The organism is Streptomyces sp. NPDC015346 (assembly GCF_043078785.1).
Classification (GTDB): domain Bacteria; phylum Actinomycetota; class Actinomycetes; order Streptomycetales; family Streptomycetaceae; genus Streptomyces.
This window is the reverse complement of record NZ_JBIBTW010000001.1, coordinates 49,478-72,622: the sequence shown is the minus strand read 5'-3', so window position 1 is coordinate 72,622 and position 23,145 is coordinate 49,478. Positions and strand designations below refer to the sequence as shown.

The 23,145-nt window shown below is 71.9% G+C and carries 19 protein-coding genes; 1 reads left to right on the top strand and 18 read right to left on the bottom strand.

Annotated elements, in window-relative coordinates:
* Positions 1-43 precede the first annotated feature (43 nt).
* The 9 genes from ACF06X_RS00290 to ACF06X_RS00250 form a co-directional block, all read right to left on the bottom strand.
* The gene (locus ACF06X_RS00290) at positions 44-2,380 is read right to left on the bottom strand and encodes a xanthine dehydrogenase family protein molybdopterin-binding subunit (RefSeq protein ID WP_392284922.1); all 2,337 of its coding nucleotides are present in this window, start codon (positions 2,378-2,380) and stop codon (positions 44-46) included.
* Positions 2,377-3,684, bottom strand: a complete 1,308-nt coding sequence (locus tag ACF06X_RS00285; RefSeq protein ID WP_392284921.1) for a (2Fe-2S)-binding protein — start codon at positions 3,682-3,684, stop codon at positions 2,377-2,379. The genes ACF06X_RS00290 and ACF06X_RS00285 overlap by 4 nt, the downstream gene beginning before the upstream one ends.
* On the bottom strand, positions 3,681-4,556 hold the full coding sequence (locus tag ACF06X_RS00280) for an FAD binding domain-containing protein (protein ID WP_392284920.1): 876 nt from the start codon (positions 4,554-4,556) through the stop codon (positions 3,681-3,683). The genes ACF06X_RS00285 and ACF06X_RS00280 overlap by 4 nt, the downstream gene beginning before the upstream one ends.
* A 238-nt stretch (positions 4,557-4,794) precedes the next feature.
* Entirely contained in the window at positions 4,795-6,603 is a 1,809-nt protein-coding gene (locus tag ACF06X_RS00275; RefSeq protein WP_392284919.1) for a beta-N-acetylhexosaminidase, read from the bottom strand.
* Between the two features lie 4 nt (positions 6,604-6,607).
* Positions 6,608-7,489 (bottom strand): carbohydrate ABC transporter permease, encoded by an 882-nt coding sequence (locus ACF06X_RS00270; protein ID WP_392284918.1) that lies wholly within the window; start codon positions 7,487-7,489, stop codon positions 6,608-6,610.
* On the bottom strand, positions 7,486-8,385 hold the full coding sequence (locus ACF06X_RS00265) for a carbohydrate ABC transporter permease (protein WP_392284917.1): 900 nt from the start codon (positions 8,383-8,385) through the stop codon (positions 7,486-7,488). The genes ACF06X_RS00270 and ACF06X_RS00265 overlap by 4 nt, the downstream gene beginning before the upstream one ends.
* A 16-nt stretch (positions 8,386-8,401) precedes the next feature.
* Positions 8,402-9,709 carry an extracellular solute-binding protein gene (locus ACF06X_RS00260; RefSeq protein ID WP_392284916.1) on the bottom strand — a complete coding sequence of 436 codons (1,308 nt, stop codon included), beginning with the start codon at positions 9,707-9,709 and terminating at the stop codon, positions 8,402-8,404.
* A gap of 244 nt (positions 9,710-9,953) precedes the next feature.
* Entirely contained in the window at positions 9,954-10,247 is a 294-nt protein-coding gene (locus ACF06X_RS00255) for a DUF3039 domain-containing protein (RefSeq protein WP_392284915.1), read from the bottom strand.
* Positions 10,248-10,297: 50 nt separating this feature from the next.
* A complete protein-coding gene (locus ACF06X_RS00250) occupies positions 10,298-10,858 on the bottom strand; it encodes a YqgE/AlgH family protein (RefSeq protein ID WP_392284914.1) in 561 nt (186 codons plus the stop codon).
* A 274-nt stretch (positions 10,859-11,132) separates the two neighbouring features.
* Between ACF06X_RS00250 and murA the strand changes: the two genes are divergently transcribed.
* Entirely contained in the window at positions 11,133-12,473 is a 1,341-nt protein-coding gene (gene murA, locus ACF06X_RS00245; RefSeq protein WP_158987783.1) for a UDP-N-acetylglucosamine 1-carboxyvinyltransferase, read from the top strand.
* Between the two features lie 127 nt (positions 12,474-12,600).
* On the opposite strand, the gene ACF06X_RS00240 is transcribed toward murA, so the two are convergent.
* The 9 genes from ACF06X_RS00240 to ACF06X_RS00200 form a co-directional block, all read right to left on the bottom strand.
* Positions 12,601-12,882, bottom strand: a complete 282-nt coding sequence (locus ACF06X_RS00240; RefSeq protein ID WP_017237029.1) for an HU family DNA-binding protein — start codon at positions 12,880-12,882, stop codon at positions 12,601-12,603.
* A gap of 309 nt (positions 12,883-13,191) precedes the next feature.
* Positions 13,192-14,628 carry an NAD-dependent malic enzyme gene (locus ACF06X_RS00235; RefSeq protein WP_392284913.1) on the bottom strand — a complete coding sequence of 479 codons (1,437 nt, stop codon included), beginning with the start codon at positions 14,626-14,628 and terminating at the stop codon, positions 13,192-13,194.
* A gap of 406 nt (positions 14,629-15,034) precedes the next feature.
* Complete coding sequence (locus tag ACF06X_RS00230) at positions 15,035-17,383, bottom strand: HelD family protein (protein ID WP_392284912.1); 2,349 nt, start codon at positions 17,381-17,383, stop codon at positions 15,035-15,037.
* Positions 17,384-17,444: 61 nt separating this feature from the next.
* Complete coding sequence (locus ACF06X_RS00225) at positions 17,445-18,380, bottom strand: anti-sigma factor family protein (RefSeq protein WP_392284911.1); 936 nt, start codon at positions 18,378-18,380, stop codon at positions 17,445-17,447.
* On the bottom strand, positions 18,377-18,970 hold the full coding sequence (locus ACF06X_RS00220) for a sigma-70 family RNA polymerase sigma factor (RefSeq protein WP_189600955.1): 594 nt from the start codon (positions 18,968-18,970) through the stop codon (positions 18,377-18,379). The genes ACF06X_RS00225 and ACF06X_RS00220 overlap by 4 nt, the downstream gene beginning before the upstream one ends.
* Before the next feature lie 76 nt (positions 18,971-19,046).
* Positions 19,047-19,664, bottom strand: a complete 618-nt coding sequence (locus tag ACF06X_RS00215) for a CGNR zinc finger domain-containing protein (protein ID WP_392284910.1) — start codon at positions 19,662-19,664, stop codon at positions 19,047-19,049.
* A gap of 72 nt (positions 19,665-19,736) precedes the next feature.
* Positions 19,737-20,246, bottom strand: a complete 510-nt coding sequence (locus ACF06X_RS00210) for a GNAT family N-acetyltransferase (protein ID WP_392284909.1) — start codon at positions 20,244-20,246, stop codon at positions 19,737-19,739.
* Positions 20,247-20,339: 93 nt separating this feature from the next.
* A complete protein-coding gene (locus ACF06X_RS00205; protein WP_392284908.1) occupies positions 20,340-21,479 on the bottom strand; it encodes a uroporphyrinogen-III synthase in 1,140 nt (379 codons plus the stop codon).
* 75 nt (positions 21,480-21,554) lie between these two features.
* Positions 21,555-22,928: a nitrate/nitrite transporter gene (locus ACF06X_RS00200; protein ID WP_392284907.1), complete on the bottom strand. Its 1,374-nt coding sequence runs from the start codon at positions 22,926-22,928 to the stop codon at positions 21,555-21,557.
* Between the last annotated feature and the right edge of the window lie 217 nt (positions 22,929-23,145).

Below are 23,145 nucleotides of genomic sequence, written 5' to 3'. Positions count from 1 at the left end.
CACCGCGCACCTCTCGGTTGCAGAAGCAACGCGCATCACACGGTTACGAATTGGGTACGCCCACCGCCGCCTGGGCCCTGATCGGGAGGCGGTTGACGGGGCGTCCGGTGGCCGCGCGTACTGCTGACGCGACGGCTGCCGGGGCTGTGACCACGGGGACCGCGCTCGCCGGCTTCGCGCCGAAGGGGGCCACCACGTCGCGTTCCTCGACCAGTTTCACGATGCGAATGTCCGGGGCGTCCAGGGATGTCGGTAGTGCGTAGCCCGTCAGGTCCGGGTGGCGGATCAGGCCGCGGGTCGTGCGGAGGTTCTCCGTCAGGGCCGCGCCGACGCCCTGGGTGATGCCGGCCTCGATGCGGGCGTTCAGCTGGGCCGGGTTGAGGACGCGGCCGACGTCCTGGGCGACCGCCATCTCCACCACCCGTACCGAGCCCAGCTCGATGTCGACGTCCACCACCGCGCGCACCGCGCAGAAGGCGAGGCCCACGAAGGCGTCGCCCTGGCCCGACTCGTCCAGGGGTTCCGTCGGGTGGGGGCGGCACTGGGCCGTGGCCCAGAGTTCCTTGCCGTCCATGGCCTCGGCGACCGTCATCGACAGGATGCCGTCGTACGACGTGATCTTGCCGTCCGCGATCTGCAGCAGCTCCGTCGACATGCCGAACTTGTGGGCCAGCGGCTGGAGAAGCTGGGTACGGACCATCTTCGCGGCCCGTTCCACCGCCCCGCCCGACACCCATGTGTGGCGGCCGTGCGTCGCCGGGCCCGCCGGGGGCTGGTCCGTGTCGACCGAGGCGACGTGGACCTCCTCCAGGCCCAGGGTCTCCTGGACGATCTGGCGCGCCAGGGTCGAGAAGCCCGAGCCCGTCTCCACCGCCGCGCAGATGACCGTCGCGACCCCGTCCTGGACCTTCACCGTCGCCGTCGAGACCTCGTCCGCGCCCTCCGCGCCGAGCATGTGGACCATGCCGAGGGCGTAGCCGACGCCCCGGCGCACCGCGCCCGGTTCGCCCGCGCCCTCCGGGCCGCCGGGGAGCAGCCAGTCCTCCTCCGGGGTGTCGAGGGGGAGAGCCGGAAGGGGAAAGTCGCGGACGGCCGCGAGGAGTTCGGCCACCGGTGCCGGGCAGGTCACCGTCTGGCCGGTCGGGAGGATGTCGCCGGTCGCGAGGGTGTTGCGCAGCCGCAGGTCGGCCGGGTCCAGGCCCAGCTTCGCCGCGAGCTTGTCCATCTGTGCCTCGTACGCCGCGCACACCTGCATCGCGCCCTCGCCCCGCACGTGGCCGGACGGCGGGTTGTTCGTACGCACCGCCCAGCCCTCGACGAAGGCGTGCGGGACGACGTACGGGCCGCAGGCGAAGGAGACCGCCGCCGCCAGGGACTCCGAGGAGGCGTCGGCATAGGCGCCGGCGTCGAGCAGGATCTGCGCCTCCACCTTCACCAGACGGCCCTCCGCGTCCGCGTGATGGCGGTAGCGCAGCAGCGTCGGGTGGCGGTGGGCGTGGCCGAGGAAGGACTCCTCGCGCGTGGCGGTCAGCTTGACCGGGCAGCCGGTACGCAGGGCGAGGAGGCCGAGCGGGATCTGGAAGCCGGGGTCCTCGCGGTCGCCCGTCGCCCCCGGCACGCCCGTGACCACGACCTTCACCTGGTCGGGCGGCAGGCCGAAGCAGGCCGCGGCCAGGTCCCTGTCGGTGTGCGGGTCGGTCGACGCGGTGTAGATCTCCACCCCGCCGTCGGGGCGCGGTACGGCGAGTCCCGCCTCCGCCCCGATGGGCGCCGGGTCCTGGCGGCCGATCCGGTACAGCCCCTCGACCACGACCTCGCCCGTCGCCCCCTCGTCGCCGAAGCGCAGCGGAATGTGGCGGATCAGGTTCCCGTCCGGGTGCAGCGGCTCGGCCGCGAAGGCCTTCTCGGGGTCCGTGACCGGTTCGAGGATCTCGTACTCGACCGCGATCGCCGCCGCCGCGAGACGGGCCGTGTCGGGGTGGTCGGCGGCCACCGCGGCGATCGACTCGCCGTGGTGGCGGACGAGTTCGGAGGCGAAGACGGGACGGTCGGCGACCGTACGGCCGTACGTCGGCTCCCCCGGCACGTCGGCATGGGTCACCACGGCCCGTACGCCGGGCATCTCGGCCGCCGCCGTGGTGTCGATCGAGACGATCCGGGCGTGCGGGTGCGGCGACCGCAGGATCGCGGCCCACAGCAGCCCCTCGGCCCACAGGTCGGAGGCGTACGGGAAGGTGCCCTCGGTCTTGGCCCGCGCGTCGGCCGGGGCGAGGGAGGCGCCGATGCCGTGGGCGGGCGCCTCCTGCTCGGGGCCGTCGAGCACCGGGCCGGTGGCGCCCGCGGGGGCGCCGGTGGTGGCGGTGGTCGCGTCGCTGCTCACGCCATGCCTCCGTCGTACGGGTGCGGGATCTGGTGCGGGATCTGGTGCGGGATGCGGGCCTGGTTCGCGGCCTCGTTCGCGGCCTGGTTCGCGGCCTCGTTCGCCTCACTGCGGGCCTCGTTGGCCGCGGCGGTCGCCGCCGCGCTCGCCTCGCGCTCGGCGACGACCTCCCGTACGGCGTCGAGCACACCGCGGTAGCCCGAGCACCGGCACAGGTTGCCGCAGAGGGCCTGGCGGGCCTCCAGCTCGGTCGGCGCGTGGTTGCCCTCGAGCAGGTCGTGCACGGTCATGGCCATGCCCGGGACGCAGAAACCGCACTGGACCGCGCCGCACCGGGCGAGGGCGCGCTGCACGTCCGAGGGCTCACCGTCGGACGCCAGACCCTCGACCGTCCGCACTTCGCTCCCGGCGGCCGTCGCCGCGGGCACGAGGCAGGAGGCGACGAGCCGGCCGTCGACCTGGACGTTGCACGCGCCGCACTCGCCCTGCGAGCAGCCGTCCTTGGCGCCGGCCAGACCGAGCCGCTCGCGCAGGACGTAGAGCAGCGACTCGCCGATCCAGGAGTCGGTGACGGGGCGGTCGGCGCCGTTCACCCGCAGGACGTACGAGGTGTGCGGGTGCTCGTCGCTGTCCGCGCTGTTGCCCGTGGAGACCGGCACGGCCGCCGGTGAGGGCTCGGGTTCGATTTCGTGGGCGGGTGACGGGTCGGGGGCTGGTTCAGGGGCGGGTTCGGGGCCCGGTTCGGGCTCGGGTGTCGCCTCGAGTTCCGCTTGCGGCTCGGGCTGCGGCTCCGGCTCCGGCTCCAGTTCCGGTTCCTGTACCGCCCACGGCGCCGGCGCGCCCCCCGGCAGGGTCGCCGGTGCGCTGCTCGCGTACTGCGCCAGCATCGACGCCGTGTACTCGCCCGATTCGTCCGGGGAGTCCGTCACATCGGAAACGACCGGAATCGTCCACTGGCCCGTGGACGCCGCCGACTCGGCCGGCTCCACCGCCTCCGTCCCCGCCTCCGCCTCCGCCTCCGGGAAGTTCCACTGTCCCGTCGCGTGCGGATCGACCCCGTGCTGCTCCGGCAGCTGCACCACCCATGAGCCCGTCGCCCCCGGGTCCGTCGCCACCACGGGCGTCAGCGGTGTGATCATCGGCGGCACGTAGCCGTGGCCCGGCGCCTCCAGCGGGACGCCGTCGAGCATGAACTCCGGCGGCAGCTGGACGAAGGCGGTGGCGTCGCCGTCGTACCCCTCGCTCTGCGGGATCGGCTGCCAGCCACCCCCCTGGCCATCGTCATGGTGGTGTTCGTTGCTCACGACAGCGCCCTCCCCAGTGCCCGTCGAGCCAGCGCGGCGACCGTGCGCCGCAGGTGCAGTACGGCCGGGGGCAACTGCTCGTCGCCCGGCGGGTCCGGGATGCAGGCTGCGGCCACGTACTCGCCGAACGCCGTCAGCGCCTCCGGGGCGAGACCGCGCTCCGCGTCCCAGTCCACCAGCGAGGCGATCCAGTGCTCCGCCTCCAGCGGGCGCAGCGGCATCGGGGCGATCGCGCCGACCGCGCAGCGCACCCCGCGTCGGGCCGGGTCGAGGACGACGGCGACGGAGGCGGCGGCGCGGGCCGGGCCCGTACGGCCCGTGGCCTTGAGGAAGACCTGGGGGGCGTGCAGCAGGGGTACGCGGACGAAGGCGACCAGTTCGCCGGGGGCCAGCAGGTCGCGGCCCGCCAGCAGGTGGGAGATGGGGATCTCGCGGGTGCCGAGCGGGCCCATGACCACCAGGTCGGCTTCCAGGGCGGCCAGGACGGGCAGCGAGTCGCCGGTGGGCGCGGCGGTGACGATGTTGCCGCCGAGGGTGCCCGCGTTGCGGATCTGGGGCGGTCCGGCCGCGCGGGCGGCCGCGGCGAGGGCGGGGATGAGGGCAGCGAAGTCGGGGCGGCCCATCCGGGAGTGGGTGAGGCCGGCGCCGAGCAGGGCGTGGCCGTCCTGGTACTGCCAGCCGCGGATCTCGTTGATCCGGCCCAGGCCGACGAGCCCGGCCGGCCGGAGCTGGCCCTTGTTGACGGCCGCCATCAGGTCGGTGCCGCCCGCGACCGGTACGGCGGCGGGCATGGCCGTGAGCGCCGCCACGGCCTCGTCGAGCGAGGCGGGCAGCGTCACGGACTGCGCCGTCTGTGGTGCGTGCGTGGTCAACCCGCTGCCCCTTCCCGGTGTCCCCGGCGGTCCCCGACCGTCCCCGGCTGTCACGCCTGCGCCGACAAGCGTGTGTGGCCGTACCGTACGTGCTCACAGCCCGGACGTGGCAACTCTGGCACATCTTCCGAGCCGTCCGACGCGAGGGTCCACGAAGGATGGTTCCGTCCCGGACGCCCCACCCACGACGGTAACTTCCGTTTTGCCGTTCTTGGGTGGCGTCGGGGCGCGAGGTGCCTCACACGTTCGGGGGCGCCCCCTCGATGGGGCGGCCGGCCACCCCGGGGCGCCGCTGCCACGGCCGCGGGCCGGTGGGCGGCCGGTAGTCGACGCCGAGCGCGTCCAGGCGGCGGTAGTGCGCCGTCATACGGCGCTCGAAGTCGGCGAAGTCCCGCTCGGCGGGTGCCGGGAGGGCCGACCAGGCGACCTCGGCGAAGGCGGCGAGGCGCGGGAAGACCTGGTAGTCGACGCGGGCCCGGTTCTCCATCACCTCGGTCCAGACGTTGGCCTGGGTGCCGAGGACATGAGCGGCGGCCTCGGGCGACAGGGACGGCGGCACGGGCTCAAAGCGGTAGACGTCCTCCAGGGTCCGTACGTAACCGATGGGCATCGGCTCGTCCTCGCCCGGCGCCTGACGGTGGTCCAGATACACATGCTGCTCGGGGCACATGACGACGTCGTGTCCGGCCTCGGCGGCGGCGACCCCGCCCGCGTAGCCGCGCCAGGAGGAGACGGCGGCGCCGGGCGCGAGGCCGCCCTCCAGGATCTCGTCCCAGCCGATGAGCCGGCGTCCTCGCTCGGCGAGCCAGCGGTCGAAGTGGCGGATGAACCAGGACTGCAGCTCGTTCTCGTCGGCGAGACCCAGCTCCGCGATACGGGCCTGGGCCGTCGGGGACTTCTTCCACTGGTCCTTGGGGCACTCGTCGCCGCCGACGTGGACGAACGGCGAGACGGCGGCCGGGAAGAGGTCGAGGACCTCCTCGAAGACGCCCTCGTAGAAGCGGAGGACGGCGTCGGTGGGGGCGAGGACGTTCGGGTTGACGCCCCAGGTGTCCCAGACCGTGAGGGCGCTGGTGTCGACGACGTCGGTGTTGCCGAGTTCGGGATACGCGGCGATGGCGGCCTGCGAGTGGCCAGGGACGTCGATCTCGGGGACGACGGTGATGTGCCGTTCGGCGGCGTACGCGACGATCTCGCGGATGTCGTCCTGGGTGTAGTACCCGCCGTGCGGGGTCTCGTTCCACAGCGGCGACGCCCGGTGCCCCCACTTCGTGCGCGCCCGCCAGGCGCCGACCTCGGTGAGCCTCGGGTGGCGCTTGATCTCGATGCGCCAGCCCTGGTCGTCGGTGAGGTGGAGGTGGAGGACGTTGAGCTTGTGGGCGGCGAGGAGGTCGAGGTGGCGCAGGACGTCGTCCTTGGGCATGAAGTGCCGTGCGACGTCGAGCAGGAGCCCGCGCCAGCCGAAGCGGGGGGCGTCCTCGACCGTGATCGGTGGGAGGTTCCAGTCGCCCGCCCGCACGGGCGCCCTGCGGTACGCGTCGGGGCCGAGCAGCTGGCGGAGGGTCTGGGCGCCCCAGAACACCCCGGCGGGGCCGCCGCCCTCGATGACGACGGCCGCGTCGCCGACCGAGCCACCGCCGACCGAGCCACCGCCGACCGAGCCACCGCCGACCGAGCCACCGCTGCCCGAGCCACCGCTGACCGAGCCGCCGGTGGTCGAGCCGGAGTCGATCGAGCCGCCGGGGGTCGAGCCCTCGGTGGTCGAGTCACCCACGGAGAGGCGGTAGCTCTCCGGGCCGCGCTCCCGTGCCAGCTCCTCGCTGATCCGCAGCCGGATCGCGCGCGGCCCGGCGCCGTCGGCCAACGGCAGCCCGGTGGCGGCGCCCAGGGTGGCCCGCAGCCGGCGCGCGGTGGACTCGGTGCCCGGGCCGGCGTCGAGCGTCGTCCGCTCGTCCAGCGGGACATGCCCGTGGGCGCTTCCCCGGCGCGCGACCGACAGGGGCGCGGGGATGAGGTCCTGGCCGGGAATCAGATCGGTCTCAGACATCGCGTCAGTCCTTCACCGCCCCGCCCAGTCCCGAGACCAGACGGCGCTGTACGAGTACGAAGAAGACGAGTACCGGGATCGTCATGACGGTCGATCCCGCCATGATTCCTCCCCAGTCGTTCTCGTCGGGCTTGAAGAAGACCAGTAGAGCCATCGGGAGGGTCGACTGCGAGACGTCGCTGATGAGGAAGGACTTCGCGAAGAGGAAGTCGTTCCAGGTCGAGATGAACGAGAAGACGCTCGTCGCGACGAGCCCCGGGAAGACCAGCGGGAAGAGGATCTGCCACAGGAACCGGGTGCGGCTCGCGCCGTCGATCTGGGCCTGTTCCTCCAGGGCCTCCGGGACCGCCTTCACGAAGCCGCGCAGCATCCAGATCGCGAACGGGAGGGAGAAGGCGATGTGCGGGAGGATCAGCGAGCCGAGCGTGTTGAGCTGGCCGAAGTCCCGCATCAGGAAGAACAGCGGGATGGTCAGGGCCTCGATCGGCACCATCTGGGCGACCAGGAACATGATCAGCAGGGTCGTCCGGAAGCGGAAGCGGAACCGGGTGACCGCCGTCGCCGCCAGGAAGGCGATCAGCGCGGAGGCGAGGACGACCGCGCTCGCCACGATCAGCGAGTTGAGGAAGTAGCGGCCGAACTCCTGCTGCTCGAAGACCCGGCGGAAGGAGTCGAGGGACGGGGACAGCGTCCAGGGCCGGGGGTGGGCCGACTGGATCTCGCCGGCTGGCTTGAAGGCCGAGAGGACCATCCAGTAGAGCGGGAAGGCGACGACGAGGGCGACGAGGAGGGCGGTGGCCTCGGCCGCGAGGCGTCCGGGGCGGCGGAAGCGGCGGGGGCGGCGGGAGCCGCGGGGCAGCCGGATCCGGATACGGAATGCGCTCACAGTTCTTCTCCCTGGCGGCGCAACAGCCGGAGGTACACCAGCGTGACCGCCAGCAGGATCAGCAGCATGACCACGCCGATGGCCGAGCCCAGGCTGTACTGGGACGAGGCGAACGCCTTCTGGTAGGCGTACACGTTGAGGACGAGGTTCTGGCCGGCGATGCCGCCGCCGCCCGTCATCACGTAGATCTGGGTGAAGACCTTGAAGTCCCAGATGATCGACTGGATCGTGACGACGACCAGGATCGGCCTGAGCATCGGCGCCGTGACCGAGCGCCAGATCCGCCACTGCGAGGCCCCGTCGAGGGCGGCGGCCTCCAGGACCTCGCCCGGGACGGCCTTGATCCCCGCGTACACCGTCACCATCACGAACGGGAACGAGCACCAGACGACCTCGAAGAGGACGAGCGCGAAGGCGCTGTAGCGGCCGTACGTCCAGGAGAAGTCGCCGAGGCCGAGCAGCCGGTTGACGGGGCCGTGGTCCGGGTCGAAGAGGAAGACCCAGACGGTGGAGCCGGTGACGGCGGGGGTGGCCCAGGCGCCGAGCGCGGCCAGCATGAGCGCGAGGCGGGGCAGGGCCCGTACGCGGGTCAGCAGGACCGCGAGGGCGCAGCCCACGGCCAGGGTGGTGACCACGCAGGCGGCGGCGAAGAGGACGGTGGCGAGGAGGACCTGCCAGAACTGGGGGTCGGAGAAGAGGGCGGTGTAGTTCCCGAACCCCTGGAAGGTGGTGGGTTCGCCGCCGCTGACCTGGGCCTGGGTGTACTCCAGGAAGGAGATGAGCCCGAGCTGGTAGATGGGGTAGATCAGGAGCCCGCCGAGGACGGCGAGCGCGGGCAGGAGGTAGAGCCAGGGCGTCCAGGGGGAGCCGCCCCGGGGGCCGGGGCCGACCGTCATCGTCGTCGGCCCGTCGTCAGCGGCCGACGACCGCGAAGGCCGCGTCCATCTTCTTGGCGGCGTCGTCCGAGGCGGTCTTCACGTCCTTGCGGCCGCTGACGACCTCCTGGAACATCGTCGGTAGCACGAGCGAGGCGTCGATCTGGCCCCATGCCGGCGACGCGGGGACGAACTTGGCGCCGGCGTCGAGGGTGTCGATGAAGGGCTTCACGAAGGGTTCCTTCCGCGCCGCCTCCGCCCGTACGTCGGTGTAGGTCGGCAGAAAGCCCATCGCGTCGAAGAGTTCGCCCTGTGTCTTCTTGCCGGCGAGGGACTTCATCAGGTCGACGGCGAGCGTGCGGTGCGAACTGCTCTTCATCACACCGAGGTTGTTGCCGCCGGCGAAGGCGGGGGCGATGGAGCCCGGTGTCACGCCGGGCAGCGGCACCACCGCGTACTTCCCCTTCACCGTGCCTGCCTCGACCGCCGCGTGGCTGAAGTCGCCGCCGATCGCCATGGCGGCCTTGCCCGAGGCGAAGGCGGTGACGGTGGCGTTGCCGCCCATCTGCGCGCACTTGGCGGCGGGGCAGTTGTCGTCGCCGAAGAGCGAGGTGTAGGAGGCGATGCCCTTGCGGGCGGCCTCGCTGTTGACGGCGGCCTTGTACGACGCGCCTTTCTGCGTGGCGAGTTCGCCGCCGTTGGCCCAGATGAACGGCATCGCGCCGTAGGTGTACGCGCCGCCGACGGCTATGCCGTACAGGCCGGGCTTGGCCTTGCGGATCTTCTTGGCCGTGGAGATCAGCTCGTCCTGGGACTTCGGGGCGGTCAGGCCGAGTTCCTGGAAGACGTCGGTGCGGTAGTACAGGGCGCGTACGCCGACGAAGAGCGGGGCGCCGTAGACCTTGCCGTCGACCGTGACGGAGGCCTTCGCGGTGGGGTCGGTGTCTTTCGCGTCGGGCCAGGCCCCGAAGTCGGCGGTGATGTCGGCGAGGCCGCCGTCCTTCACGTAGCCGGCGGTGTCGGTGTTGCCGTACTCGATGAGATCGGGCGCCGACTCCGGGTCGTTGAAGGCGGCCTTGACGCGCTGGGCGCGGGTGTCGACGGGTATGTACTCGACCTCGACCTCTGCGCCGCTGTTCCGCTGCTCGAAGGCGGCGACCGCCGCGTCGACGACCTGCTTCTTGGGGGCGTTGTTGACCTCCTGGAAGAGCCAGACGCGCAGGGTGCCGCTCTTCTCGTCCGTCGCGGCCTTGCCGCCGGAGGTCTGCGGGGCACAGGCGGTGGCGGTGAGGCCGGCCAGGACGAGGGCGGTGAATGGGGCGGCGACACGGGCAGAAAGCTTCATACGGGGGCTCCCACCAATCGGCATTGCAGCTCCGCCCGTTGCAGCATGCGCAACGGTCGTTTCGTGCTGCACAACAGGCGAGAGGTTAGGGCCCGGGCAAGCGCCCGGACAAGTGGTCTCAACCACTCTGTGACCCGCGGAAGCACCCCGCGCAACGGCTCACACTCACCCGGAAACGCGAAACGGCCCCCGGCGCGCGTACCGGAGTACACGCACCGGGGGCCGTCCCCGAGGCAGGACCGTCCTACTTGCCGTCCTTGCCGCCCTTGCCCTTGTCCTTGTCCCCGCCGGGGCCCATGGACTCGTAGATCTCCTTGCACATCGGACAGACCGGGTACTTCTTGGGGTCGCGCCCCGGCACCCAGACCTTCCCGCACAGTGCCACCACGGGAGTGCCGTCGAGGGCACTCGCCATGATCTTGTCCTTCTGGACGTAATGGGCGTAGCGCTCGTGGTCGCCGTCACCGTGGGACACCTGCGGCGTCGGCTCGACGAGGGTTCCCGTTCCTGCCCCGCGCTCGGGCTCGAGAGTGCTCATAAGTGCCAAGGGTACTGAAGCGCGACGCGTACCCGCGCCGCCCGCGCGTCTCAGTTGAGCGACGGGTCGTCCGGGTACGTCGCCACCATCGCCAGGTCGCCCCGCTGGCGGCGTAGGACCTCGCGCCAGAGGGTCTCCGGGCGGGGCGAGGAGACGTCGCCCGGTTCGGACTCGACGACGTACCAGGCTCCCTCGCCCAGCTCCGTCTCCAGCTGGCCCGGCCCCCATCCGGCGTAACCCGCGAAGATCCGGAGCGAGCCGAGAGCGGGGCCGAGGAGCTCCGGTGGAGTCTCCAGGTCCACCAGGCCGATCGCGCCGAACACCCGGCGCCACCCCAGCGGGCCCTCGTCGCCGGGGATCACCGCGATGCCGAGCGCCGCGTCCAGGGAGACGGGGCCGCCCTGGAAGACCACACCCGGTTCGCCGGCGAGGTCGGCCCAGGGGGCGAGGATGTCGCCGACCGTCACCGGTGTCGGCCGGTTCAGGACAACGCCGAGCGAGCCCTCGTCGTCGTGGTCGAGGAGGAGCACCACCGCGCGCTCGAAATTGGGGTCGGCCAGGGCGGGGGTGGCGACGAGCAGCCGTCCTGTGAGCGAGGACACCTCGGTCATGCGACACATGATCCCGCATCTTCGGCTTTCGCGGGGGCTGTACGGCCGGGTGGGCGTCGTCCGCGCACCGGCGCAGTTCAGGAGGGAGGGGCGCGGATGGGTGGGGCGATCGGGGGTAGAAGCGGACGGTGACGCTCCGCAAGATCGTATGAACAGAGGGTGTTGTGCCGAATTCATTACGTCTGCGGGGCCCCCTCGGACTGACATCGGAGGCCTTCTCCCCCCTTACCCTTTTCCCTGGCCCCCTGCCCGACCTCTCCGGAACGCGAGATTCATGACCGGCACAGACGATGTACTGCTTGTCCACGGCGGAACCCCGCTGGAGGGCGAGATCCGCGTCCGCGGCGCGAAGAACCTCGTGCCCAAGGCGATGGTCGCCGCCCTGCTCGGCAGCGGACCCAGCCGACTGCGCAATGTGCCCGACATCCGTGACGTCCGCGTGGTGCGCGGGCTCCTCCAGCTCCACGGAGTGACGGTCCGCCCCGGCGAGGAGCCGGGCGAGCTGGTCCTGGACCCGACGCACGTCGAGTCCGCCAACGTGGCGGACATCGACGCCCACGCGGGTTCGTCGCGCATTCCGATCCTCTTCTGCGGCCCGCTGCTGCACCGCCTCGGCCACGCCTTCATCCCGGGCCTCGGCGGCTGCGACATCGGCGGCCGGCCGATCGACTTCCACTTCGACGTGCTGCGCCAGTTCGGCGCGACGATCGAGAAGCGCGCGGACGGGCAGTACCTGGAGGCCCCGCAGCGGCTGCGCGGCACCAAGATCCGGCTGCCGTACCCCTCGGTCGGCTCGACCGAGCAGGTGCTGCTCACGGCCGTCCTGGCGGAGGGTGTCACCGAGCTCTCGAACGCGGCCGTGGAGCCCGAGATCGAGGACCTGATCTGCGTCCTGCAGAAAATGGGCGCGATCATCTCCATGGACACCGACCGGACGATCCGGATCACCGGTGTCGACCGGCTCGACGGCTACACCCACCGGGCGCTCCCGGACCGCCTTGAGGCGGCCTCCTGGGCGTCCGCGGCGCTGGCGACCGAGGGCAACATCTACGTCAGGGGCGCCCAGCAGCGCTCGATGATGACCTTCCTCAACACCTACCGCAAGGTGGGTGGCGCCTTCGAGATCGACGACGAGGGCATCCGCTTCTGGCACCCGGGCGGGTCGCTGAACGCGATCGCGCTGGAGACGGACGTGCACCCCGGTTTCCAGACCGACTGGCAGCAGCCGCTGGTGGTGGCCCTGACGCAGGCGGCGGGCCTCTCCATCGTCCACGAGACGGTGTACGAGTCCCGGCTGGGCTTCACCTCGGCGCTGAACCAGATGGGCGCCCACATCCAGCTGTACCGCGAGTGCCTGGGCGGCTCCGACTGCCGCTTCGGCCAGCGCAACTTCCTGCACTCGGCGGTCGTCTCCGGCCCGACGAAGCTCCAGGGCGCCGATCTGGTCATCCCGGACCTGCGCGGCGGCTTCTCGTACCTGATCGCGGCGCTCGCGGCGCAGGGGACCTCCCGTGTCCACGGGATCGACCTGATCAACCGGGGTTACGAGAACTTCATGGAGAAGCTCGTCGAGCTCGGCGCCAAGGTCGAGCTCCCGGGCAGCGCGCTGGTCTGAGGCGCTTCCCGGCCCCGTACAGGCCCGTACAAGGCCCACACAGGCCCCACAGGCCCGTACAGAGGCAAACGAGAGGGCGGCCACCCCCTGACAGGGGTGGCCGCCCTTTCTGCTGCCTACAGGCTGCTTACTTGCCCTTGGCGGCTTCCTTGAGCTTCGAGCCCGCGGAGACCTTCACGCTGTAGCCGGCCGGGATGTTGATCGGGTCGCCGGTCTGCGGGTTACGAGCGGTGCGAGCGGCACGGTGGGTGCGCTCGAAGGTCAGGAAGCCGGGGATGGTGACCTTCTCGTCGCCCTTGGCGACGACCTCACCGACGGTCTCGGCGAGAGCGGCCAGCACGGCGTCGGCGTCCTTGCGGGTCACCTCGGCGCGGTCGGCCAGGGCGGCCACCAGCTCACTGCGGTTCATGTTGTTACTCCCGTGTTCTTCTTGCCTGTGAGGCGTGAGATCGAAGCCGATGCTGCCAGGGCCCTCGGACAGTCCCCGGACCCGGGTCTGCTGACAGACCCTCGCGCCCGAATAGGCATCCTGCCCCCACCAGCGGCGGGAACGCCAATCCGGCACCCTCTGGGGTCACACGAAAAGCGCCACGGCCTCCGGCGTGGTGACGTTCCGTCGACTCCGCCGAAACTCTTTGGAGCCGAACCGCCACCCTAAAGGCGGGTTTACGGCGCGGCGACTCGCGACGCGCCGTTTCTCAGGCCGACGTGGGGCCGGTCACAGCCCCTGAGCACCGTTGTCGGGGCCCGATCCGGCCGCCTTCGCGGCGTTGCGAACGGCACCGGCAACGGCGCCCGCGACCTTGTCGTTGAAGACGGAGGGGATGATGTAGTTGGGGTTCAGCTCGTCCTCGGTGACGACGCCGGCGAGCGCGGTGGCCGCGGCCAGCATCATCTCCGTGTTGACCGTGCGGGAGTGGGCGTCCAGCAGGCCGCGGAAGACGCCGGGGAAGACCAGCACGTTGTTGATCTGGTTGGGGAAGTCCGAGCGTCCGGTGGCGACGACGGCGGCCGTCTGACGGGCGATCGCCGGGTCGACCTCGGGGTCCGGGTTCGCGAGCGCGAAGACGATCGCGCCCTCCGCCATGGCGGCGACGTCGTCCGCGCCGAGCACGTTCGGGGCCGAGACGCCGATGAACACGTCCGCGCCGGCCACGGCCTGCTTGAGGGTGCCGGTGACGCCTTCGGGGTTGGTGTTGTCGGCGATCCAGCGCAGCGGCGTGCCGGGCGCGGCGTCGACGAGGTCCTCGCGGCCCGCGTGCACCACACCGTGGATGTCGGCGACGACCGCGTGCTTGACGCCGGCCGCGATCAGCAGCTTGAGGATGGCCGTGCCGGCCGCGCCGGCGCCGGACATCACGACACGGACGTCGCCGATGCCCTTGCCCACCACGCGCAGGGCGTTGGTGAGGGCGGCGAGGACGACGATCGCGGTGCCGTGCTGGTCGTCGTGGAAGACGGGGATGTCGAGGGCCTCGCGCAGCCGGGCCTCGATCTCGAAGCAGCGGGGGGCCGAGATGTCCTCGAGGTTGATGCCCGCGAAGCCGGGGGCGATGGCCTTGACGATCGCGACGATCTCGTCGCTGTCCTGGGTGTCGAGGCAGATGGGCCACGCGTCGATGCCGGCGAAGCGCTTGAAGAGGGCCGCCTTGCCCTCCATGACGGGCAGCGCGGCCATCGGGCCGATGTTGCCGAGGCCGAGGACGGCGGAGCCGTCCGTCACGACCGCGACGGAGTTGCGCTTGATGGTGAGGCGGCGGGCGTCCTCGGGGTTCTCGGCGATCGCCATGCAGACCCGGGCCACACCCGGGGTGTAGATCATGGAGAGGTCGTCACGGTTGCGGATGGGGTGCTTGGACGCCATCTCGATCTTGCCGCCGAGGTGCATCAGGAACGTACGGTCGGAGACCTTGCCCAGCGTGACGCCCTCGATGCCGCGCAGCTGCTCGACGATCTCGTCGGCGTGCGCGGTGGAGGTCGCGGCGATGGTGACGTCGATCCGGAGCTTCTCGTGGCCGGAGGCGGTCACGTCGAGGCCGGTGACGGAACCGCCGTGGGACTCCACCGCCGTGGTGAGCTGGGAGACCGCGGTCCCGCTCGCGGGAACCTCCAGCCGGACCGTCATCGAATACGAGACGCTGGGCGCCGTTGCCATGGCCGAGTTCCTCTGCTTTCCCTGAGCTTCGTTGCTACGCCGCCCCGGCTGGTTGCCCGGCGGCGCCCTCCGATGGTCGCACCTACCTGTCGGTAGCAGGTAATGCGGTCATTTTGTTTTCGGAAAGTAGTTTCCACCATACGAGAAACAGGGGGCAAACAGAAGAGGTCCGTGATCACCCGGGGGTGACACGGACCTCTTCTGTATGGACGTACAAAGTGGCACCGACCCGCCATGCTCGCCTCGCGGCAAGTGGTCCCTCTAAGGGACGAAGGTTGGGCCCGGGGGCTTGGATCGAGCCGGTGCCACGACAAGGCTAACAAACCACCCTGGTAAGTGATTCCTCCCGCGCGGGTTGACCTGAATCAGCCCATGGCTCCTCGTCCCTCCAGTCCCTCCAGTCCCTCTAGTCCCTCAGGAGGTCCGGGACACCGTCCGCGTCCGGTACGTCCCGGGTGCCCGAGATCACCGTCAGCTGCTGGGTGGCCCGGGTCAGCGCCACGTACAGCACGCGCAGCCCGGCCGGGGACTCGTCCGCGATCTCCGCGGGCGAGACCACCACTGTGGCGTCGTACTCCAGGCCCTTGGCCTCCAGGGAGCCGAGCGCCACCACCCGGTCGCCGAGACCGGCCAGCCAGCGGGCGGCCTGTTCGCGCCGGTTCATGGCGACCACGACGCCGACCGTGCCCTCCACCCGTTCGAGCAGCCTGGCCGCCTCCGACCGTACGGTTTCGGCCAACTCCTCCTTCTCGCCCACGGCGACGAACCGCGGCTCGACCCCCGTGGAGCGGACCGCCCGCGGCGACTCCTTGCCCGGCATGGCGAGCGCGAGCACCTTGGCGGCCAGCTCGGCGATCTCCGCCGGGTTGCGGTAGTTCACGGTCAGCTCGAAGCGGCGGCGCGGGCGGCTGCCCAGCGCCTCGTCCCGGGCTTCGGCAGCCTCGTCCGGGGTGGACCAGGAGGACTGCGCCGGGTCGCCCACGACCGTCCAGGTCGCGTGCCGGCCGCGTCGCCCGACCATCCGCCACTGCATGGGGGTGAGGTCCTGGGCCTCGTCGACGATGACGTGCGCGTACTCGACGCGCTCCGCCGCGAGCCGCTCGGCCCGCTCGCGCTGCGTCTCCTCCCGTACGGGCATCAGCTCCTCGAGACCTGTCAGCTGGTCCAGCGGGTCGTACTCCCGCTTCTTGCGGGGCCGGGCCGGGGCGCCGAGGAGGGTGCCCAGCTCGTCGAGGAGCGCCACGTCGTGGACGGACAGGGCGTCGCGGCGCAGGGAGCGGGCGAGGCGCCGGACCTCGCCCGGGTTGAGGATCCGCCGGGCCCAGCGGCCGAGGCGCTTCTCGTCGGCCATCGCGTCGAGGACCCGGCGCGGGGTGAGCTCGGGCCACCAGGCGTCGAGGAAGGTGAGGAAGGAGTCCTCGGTGGAGACGTCCTCGTCGAAGGAGGAGCGCAGCTCGGCGGCGAGCTCGGGGTCGCTGTGCCGGCCGACGGCGCCGGACTTGGCGTACAGCGCGTCGAGCAGCAGCCGGCGGGCGCGCGGGCGCAGCAGGTTGACGGGCGCCGAGCCGCCGAGCACGTTGTGCCTGATGCGCTGGAGCTCGTCGGCCTCCAGCTCCAGGCGGCGGCCGAAGGCGACGACCCGCAGGCGGGTGGGGGTGCCGGCGGGCGCCGGGGCGTCCTCGTCCTCCCCCAGGGCGAGCTGGGCCTGGGCTCTGGGCGCCGGGGTCTCCAGGGCGCCGCGGGCCGCCTTGCGCAGGACGGCGACCATGCGGGAGGAGCCCTTGATCCGGGCCACGGCCGGATCGTCGTACGCGGTGGCCTCCACGCCGTCGACGAGCGAGCCGAGGGCGCGGATGGCGACCTGGCCCTCCTCGCCGAGCGAGGGCAGCACGCCTTCGGTGTACGAGACGAGCAGCGGGGTCGGCGAGACGATCAGGATGCCGCCCGCGTACCGCCGCCGGTCCTGGTAGAGCAGGTAGGCCGCCCGGTGCAGGGCGACGGCGGTCTTGCCGGTGCCCGGGCCGCCCTCGACGTACGTCACGGAGGCGGCGGGGGCCCGGATGACCAGGTCCTGCTCGGCCTGGATGGAGGAGACGATGTCCCGCATGGTGTGGCTGCGGGCCTGGCCGAGCGCGGCCATCAGGGCGCCGTCGCCGATCACCGGCAGCTCGCGCCCGTCGAGGGTGGCCTTCAGCTCGGGACGCATCAGGTCGTCCTCGACGCCGAGGACCTTGCGGCCCTTGGAGCGGATGACCCGTCGGCGCACCACGCGGCCCGGGTCGACCGGGGTGGAGCGGTAGAAGGGTGCCGCGGCGGGGGCGCGCCAGTCGATGACCAGCGGGGCGTAGTCGGAGTCGAGGACGCCGATGCGGCCGATGTGGAGGGTCTCGCCGATGTCGGCGTACTGATGGGTGCCGTCGGACCGTACGGCGTCCTCGGCGGGCTCGACGGAGGTGTACGCGCCGTCGGGCCCCTTCTTGCCGTCCTTGCCGTACAGCAGATCGATCCGGCCGAAGAGGAAGTCCTCGAACTCGTTGTTCAGCCGGTTGAGATGGACGCCGGCCCGGAAGACCTGGGCGTCCCGTTCGGCGAGTGCGCCGGGCGTGCCGACCTGGCCGCGCTGGGCGGCGTCGTGCATCAGGAATTCCGCCTCGTGGATCTTCTCCTCGAGGCGGCGGTAGACCTGATCAAGATGTTCCTGTTCGACACCGATCTCGCGGTCCCGGACCGTATCGACGGCTTCCTGCGCGGCCACCGAGGCCCCCTTCTGATGTGCACTGGGCAGCCGTCGAGCTTATGCCACGCGGGGGCGTATGTCAGGCGTCGACCTCCACCAGTGGGGTGCCGTCGAAGGTCCGGACCTCGAAGCGGTCGATGTCGCCCCGGTCCATGGCCGCTCCGCCGTGCACGTAGAGGGGGTGTTTGGCGCTCTCCTGGGTGGCGCCCGGGATGCCGTATCCCCACTTCGGCACGGCCCAGGAGGTGACGATCTCCTCCTCGCCGCTCTTGGAGACGGCGACGAGCCGGCACTTCAGGGGGCCCTTGACGTTCTTGAGCTCCAGGACGGTGTGGGTGCCCCAGCCCTTCTTCTCCAGGCCGACGGTGGCGCTGACCTGGGTGACCGGGTCGGTGGCCTGGATCTTCTCCTCCATGTGGTGGAAGAAGGCGTCCTCTGCGGGGCTGGTGGGGTGGGGTTCGACGGCGCGGTTCCCCTTCTCGCCGCCGGAGGTGGCGACGACGGCGACGGCGGGGCCGCCGACGACGAGGACGGCGGCGGCCGCGACGAGGGCGAAGGCGCGGCGGCGCGAGCGGGCCCGGCGGGCGCCCACCTCGTCGATGAGCCGGTCGAGGAGCTCGGGCCCCGGCCCGGCGGCGACGGCAGGGACGGCGGGCACGGCGGATCCGGGGGTACGGGCCGGGGGCACGGACGACACCGGCACGGACGACACCGGCGCGGGCGGTCGGGGCGCGAAGGCGTCGAAGGCCTCCTCGGCGTACGGATCGACGGGAGGACCGCCGGGCGCGGCGGGGTCCACGGCGTACAGGCCGGCGGCCGTGCGCATCGCACCGGTTTCGGGGGCCTGGGTGGGTCCCTCGGCCAGCATCGCCAGCATGGGCTCCATGCCGGCGAACTCCTCCACGTGCGCGGCGCACACGTCACAGCCCGCGAGATGAGCTTCGAACGCGGCGGCGTCGGCGGCGTCCAGGACGCCGAGCACGTACGCACCTGCCGCGTCATGTGGCGACGTCATACCGTTACCCCCCTCTCCTCCAGCGCGAGCTTCATCGAACGCAGTGCGTAGAACACCCGGGAACGCACGGTCCCGGCCGGTATGCCGAGGGTCTCGGCCGCCTCGTTGACGGTACGCCCCTTGAAGTAGGTCTCGACCAACACTTCCCGGTGGGCGGGGGTCAAATCGTCGAGTGCGTCAGAGAGCGTCATCAGCCACAGCGCCTTGTCGATCTCGTCCTCCGCGGGCAGGACCTCGAGCGGTGACGGATCGACCTCCTGAGGCCGGGCCTGCCGGCTTCGGTGGCCGTCGATGACGATGCGCCGGGCGACCGTCACCAGCCAGGGTCTGACAGAGCCGGTCGCCCGGTTGAGCTGACCGGCGTTCTTCCAGGCACGGATGAGCGTCTCCTGTACGACGTCCTCGGCGCGCTGGCGGTCGCCGGCGACGAGTCGAAGTACGTAGGCGAGCAGGGGTCCGGCGTGTTCCCGGTAGAGAGAGCGCATCAACTCCTCGTCGGGGACGGCGGGTCGGAGGCGTCTCTCCTCGCTGCGATGCCGGGCCCGATGCGGACGGTCATCGGCCACGGCCGCATCCTTGCGCACCTGCACCTCCCGGTCGAGCCCCTGTGGTCGCCAAGTGGTACGGAGCGCGGGCGGGTTGTGCTCAACGCGGGCGCGAGTTTTTTCAGACCGTCACCTTCGCGCGCCGGGCTGCCCGATGCCGGGCAACGCGCTCCCGGTTGCCGCAGGCCTCGCTGGAGCACCAGCGGCGGCGGCGCCCTCGGGAGGTGTCGAGGTAGCAGCGGCGGCAGCCGTCGCCCTCGCACCGGCGGAGCAGGGCGCGGGCGGTGGGGTCGGTGAGCAGGTCGACGGCGTCACGGGCGACGGCGGCGAGCAGGGCGCGGCAGTCGGGCTCGTCGCCCAACTCCCGTACGAGCAGGCCGCTTTCCGCCCGGACGGCACGGGGAGCAGGGGGCGGGGAGGCGGCGGCGAGGGCGTTGAGCCGTTCCAGGGCGGGGTCGGCGCGACCGTCCGGGGACCACCCGCCGTCGAGCTGGGCGTGGAGCTGGGCGTCGAGCTGGGCGTCGACCAGGGCGGTGACGCAGTCGCGCAGTTCGCGGAAGCGGGCGACCCACCGCTCGTCGAGCGCGCGCAGCGCCGTGGCGGCCGGGACGAGTCCGGTGGCGTGCAGGAAGTGGTCGAGCGCCTCGGTGGCCTGGGTCTCCTCGGTCGCCTCGGTGCGGTCGAGCGGCTGGGCGGCGAGGTCCAGGCAGATCCGCCCGGAGTCGAACCGTACGGTCATGCCCCTGTCACCACCTCACGATCGGAAGCCGTTCGCGCGCCCGACCAGAGTGCACCCGCCGGCCGAGCCCGGCTAGTCCCGCGGGGGCGGGTTGTCGTGAAGGATGCGCTGGAAGAGGTGGTGGTCGCGCCAGGCGCCGTCGATGTGCAGGTAGCGGGGCGCGGTGCCGATCCGCTCGAAGCCGCTCTTGGCCAGGACGCGCTGGGAGGCGTGATTGTCGAGGAGCGTGCCGGCCTGTATCCGGTGCAGGCCGAGCTCATCGCGGGCGGCCCGGCAGACCTCCTCGACCAGCCGGCCGGCCAGGCCCCGGCCTGTGTACGCGCCGTCGACCCAGTAGCCGAGGGAGGCGCTGCGGAAGGGCCCGAGGAAGATCTGGGAGAGGATGGCGGCGCCGACGATCGCCTCGCCGTCGACCGCGAACCACCTCGCGCCGCCGTCCGCGAGCCGCTCCGCCTGCCCCTCGGCGGTGTAGTACCGCTCGGACCGGTACGGCTCCGTGGGACCCAGGTGCGCGCGGTTGCGCAGGAGCGCGGCGGCGAGGGCGGGGGCGTCGGTGGGCTCGGCGGGCCGGATGTGGATCATCCCCGTACGATAATCCGCCGCACACCCGGCCTCCATCGTGCCGGGTCGCGCGCACCTTAGCCGTCCCTCCTGCCCCTCCCCCTGCCCGTCCCCTTACCCGTCCCCGTACTTCGTGTCCGCCGACGGGTCGAGCGCCAGCCGGTACCCCCGCTTCACCACCGTCTGGATCAGCTTCGGCGTGCCCAGGGCCGTCCGGAGCCGGGCCATCGCCGTCTCCACGGCGTGCTCGTCGCGGCCCGCGCCCGGCAGGGCCCGCAGCAGATCGGCCCGGGAGACGACCCAGCCGGGGCGCCGGGCCAGGGTGTTGATCAGCGCCATCCCGGCGGGCGGCACCGGGCGAAGGCAGCCGTCGACGAGGACCGCGTGGCCCCGGATCTCGATGCTGTGCCCGGCCACCGGGAGCGTACGGGCCCGGGACGGCAGCTCCTGGCAGAGCAGCTGCACCAGCGGCCCGAGCCGGAAGCGCTCCGGCTGGAGCGTGTCGATGCCGTGCGCCTGGAGCGGCAGCGCCGTGACCGGCCCCACGCACACCGCGAGCACCTCGTGCCGCAGCGCCGCCAGCAGCTCCGCCCGTACCCCCCGGTCCTCCGCCCGGGTCAGCAGCGACGCGGCGGCCGGGGCGCTGGTGAAGGTCACCGCGTCCAGCGTGCCGGACAGCACCCCGTCGAGGAGGCGGTCGAGCGGACCGATGTCCTCCGGCGGCATCCACCGGTAGACGGGGACGCCGACGACCTCGGCGCCGGCCGCCGTCAGCGACTCCACGAAGCCCGGCAGCGGCTCCCCGTGCAGCTGGAGCGCGATCCGCCGCCCGGCGACGCCCTCGCCGAGCAGCCGGTCGAGGACCTCCGCCATCGACTCGGAGGACGGCGACCACGACTCGTTGAGCCCGGCCGCGCGGACCGCGCCCTTGACCTTGGGGCCGCGGGCGAGGAGCTCGACGCCCCGGAGGCAGTCGAGCAGCTCCTCGCCGTACCCCCAGCCGTCCGCCGCCTCGACCCAGCCCCGGAAGCCGATCGCCGTGGTGGCGACGACGACGTCGGGGGCGTGGTCGATGAGTTCCTTGGTCGCCGCCAGGAGATCGGTGTCGTCGGCGAGCGGCACGATCCGCAGCGCGGGACCGTGGACGACGGCCGCGCCGCGCCGGCGGAGGAGCGCGCCCAGCTCGTCCGCGCGCCGCGCCGCCGTGACTCCGACGGTGAACCCCGCGAGGGGACCTTGCTCTTGCTCGTACATGACGACCGAGCCTGACGGTGAAGCGTGACAGACTCGGTTCGCCCGTATTTCTTGGCCGTTACGGACCACGGTGGATCACACCTCGGCGTAACCGAGCCGCGGCTTCTCGCCCTCCGCAACCTCTGCCGTCTCGGCCGTCTCCGCCGTGTCGGGCACGGCGGCCGGCCGGCGAAGGTATACCGCCCAGGTCACGACGATGCACGCCGCGTAGAAGAGCAGGAAGGCGACGAAGGCCGAGGTGCCGGTGCCTGCCGTCTGGAAGGACTGCCGGAAGGCGAGGTTGATGCCGAGGCCGCCGAGTGCGCCGATCGCGCCGATCAGCCCCATGGAGGCCCCGGAGAGCCTGCGGCCGTACGCCTCCGCCGCCTCGCCGGAGAGCCCCTTGCGGTGCCCCTGCGCGAGGAAGATCGCCGGGATCATCTTGAAAGTGGAGCCGTTGCCGAGGCCGCTGAGGACGAAGAGTCCGATGAAGCCGACGAGGAAGACGGCGAGCGACTCCACGACCGAGGCGTAGACGACGATCCCGGTCGCGGCGGCCATGGCGACGAAGGTCCACAGCGTGATGCGGGCGCCGCCGTGCCGGTCGGCGAGCGCGCCGCCCACGGGCCTGATGAGGGAACCGAGCAGGGGGCCGATGAAGGTGAGCGAGGCGGCCTGCAGCGGGGTCCGGCCGAACTGGGTCTGCAGGACGAGACCGAAGGCGAAGCTGTATCCGATGAAGGAGCCGAAGGTGCCGATGTAGAGGAAGGCCATGATCCACGTGTGCTTGGCGGCCACGGCCTCCTTGACGGCGCCGGTGTCGTTCTTGACCGGGGCCAGGTTGTCCATGAAGAGCGCGGAGCAGACCGCGGCGACCACGATCAGCGGCAGGTAGACGCCGAGGACGATCCGCGGGTGCAGGGCGCCGGCGGTGCCGATGACGAGCAGGCCGACGAGCTGCACGACGGGGACGCCGATGTTGCCGCCGCCCGCGTTGAGGCCGAGCGCCCAGCCTTTCCTCCGCAGCGGGAAGAAGGCGTTGATGTTGGTCATGGAAGAGGCGAAGTTGCCGCCGCCGACGCCGGTCAGCGCCGCCACCAGGACGAAGGTGCCGTACGAGGTGCCCGGCTCCATCACCACGAAGGCGAGGCCGGTCGGCAGGAGGAGCAGCAGCGCGCTGAAGATCGTCCAGTTCCGGCCGCCGAACCGGGCGACGGCGAAGGTGTACGGGATGCGGATGAGCGCGCCGACGAAGGTGGCGGTCGCGATCAGGAAGAACTTCCCGGCGGGGTCGATGCCGTACTGCGGTCCCATGAACAGGACCATGACCGACCACAGGCTCCAGATCGAGAAGCCGATGTGCTCGGAGAACACGGAGAAGACGAGATTCCGCCGTGCGATCCGCTCTCCCTTCTCGCGCCAGAAGGTCTCGTCCTCCGGCTCCCACCGTTCGATCCAGCGGCCGCCCATCAGATACCTCCACGGTGTCGGGTCCCGGGGTCCAGATGCTCTGGACCTCGTGCGGCCGACGCTAGAGGGGCAGCGTTTCAGACCGGTGGCAGGAAGTGACGGGTACGGAACCTTGCTCTCACCCGACGCGGACGCCTGCTGTGAGCGCCCGGGGCGCGGGGCCGGTCGCCACCGTACCGCCGGACCGGCCGCCACCGTACCGCCGGCCGTCGCCGCG